This window comes from Kitasatospora sp. SUK 42 (assembly GCF_015776785.2).
Classification (GTDB): domain Bacteria; phylum Actinomycetota; class Actinomycetes; order Streptomycetales; family Streptomycetaceae; genus Kitasatospora.
In genome coordinates this window covers 1-1,658 of sequence record NZ_LFMD02000029.1, presented here as the reverse complement: position 1 = coordinate 1,658, position 1,658 = coordinate 1, and the positions used below count along the sequence as shown (strand labels likewise).

General features: G+C 70.0%; 1 protein-coding gene. It reads left to right on the top strand.

Annotation, left to right across the window (positions count from 1 at the left end; translation table 11 throughout):
• Positions 1-103: 103 nt before the first annotated feature.
• Entirely contained in the window at positions 104-1,612 is a 1,509-nt protein-coding gene (locus RZ50_RS28540; protein WP_196950988.1) for an ISL3 family transposase, read from the top strand.
• Positions 1,613-1,658: the final 46 nt, after the last annotated feature.

The window sequence follows — 1,658 nt, the reverse complement described above, 5'->3', positions numbered from 1 at the left end:
GGCTCTTACAAGATTTTCGTAATCGTTGATCGCTTCAACTCGCCTGTGGTGTCGGCTTGTTGGCGGTGGCAAGCTGGCTGTGTGTGTTGTCGTGGTGGGGGACCTGCTGCCGCAGCTGGCCGCGGTGCAGGTCGAGCGAGTGGAGGCCAGCGGGGACCTGCTGCGGATCACGGCCCGGACCAGGGATGACGCTCCGGCGGTGTGTCCGGCGTGCGGGCAGGCGTCGGACTGGGTGCATTCGCGGTATGTGCGGCATGTCGCCGACGAGGCGGTGGGCGGCCGTGCGGTCGTGATCGACTTATCGGTGCGCCGCCTGTACTGCGAGAACCCCGCCTGCGAGAAGGTCACCTTCGCCGAGCAGGTCACCGGCCTGACGCGGCGTTACCAGCGTCGTACTCCGGCCCTGCAGACGGTGGTAGACGCGGTCGCCGTCGCGCTGGCTGGCTCGGCCGGGGCCCGGCTGCTGGGCGTGCTGCACCACGTGCTGTCCTGGGCGTGCGTGCTGAACTGCCTGATGCGCATCGCGCTGCCCGCCCGGCCGGCCCCGCAGGTGCTGGGCATCGACGAGTTCGCCCTGCGCAGGGGCCACCGTTACGCCACGATCCTGATCGACGCCACCACCGGCGAGCGGATCGAGGTGCTGCCGGACCGTAGGACCGAGACGGTCACTGCCTGGATGAAGGCGCACCCAGACATCGAGGTCGTCTGCCGGGACGGGGCCGGAGGCTTCGCCCAGGCCGTCACGGACGCCGACCCCGCAATCGTGCAAGTTTGCGACCGCTGGCACCTGTGGCACGGCCTGGCCGAAGCAGTACAGAAGGAAGTCGCAGCCCACAGCGCCTGCTGGGCCAAGGCCGGCCCGCCGCTTCGGGACGGCACCCGTGCGCAGACCACCCGCGAGCGGTGGCAACAGGTCCACGAACTGCTCGGTGCCGGCGTCGGCCTGCTGGAATGCTCCCGCCGCCTGGGCCTCGCCTTGAACACCGTCAAGCGCTACGCCCGCCACACCGAGCCCGAGCGCATGGTGAGGGCACCTCTTTACCGGCCCACCCTGGTCGACCCCTACCGCGACCACCTGCGCCGACGCCGGGCCGAGGAGCCCGCGGTGCCCGTCACCCACCTCCTGCGCGAGATCAAGGAACTGGGCTACACCGGCAGCGCGAACCTCCTGGTCCGGTATATCAACCAGGGCCGGGTCGAGGCCGACCACGCCAGCCTCTCCCCGCGCAAGGCCGCCCGCCTCCTGCTCACCGATCCCGCCCACCTGCGCGAGGACCAACAAGTGCTGCGCGACCAACTCGCCGGAGCTTGCCCGGAGATGACGGCCCTGGCAGACGCGGTGGGCGACTTCGCCGCCCTGCTCACCCCGGCACCGGCCAACGCCGAGGCGCTGACCGGCTGGATTACCAGGGCCCGGGCCGCGAACCTGCCCTTCCTGCACGCCTATGCCACCGGCCTCGAGCGCGACCGCGCCGGCGTCGACGCCGCTCTCACCCTGCCCTGGCACAACGGCCGCACCGAGGGCGTCAACAACAAGATCAAGCTGCTCAAGCGGCAGACGTACGGCCGCGCCGGACACCGCCTCCTACGCCAGCGCATTCTCCTCAGCTGACACCAGAGCCCAGGGCGATCAACAGCTACGAAAATCTTGTAAGAGC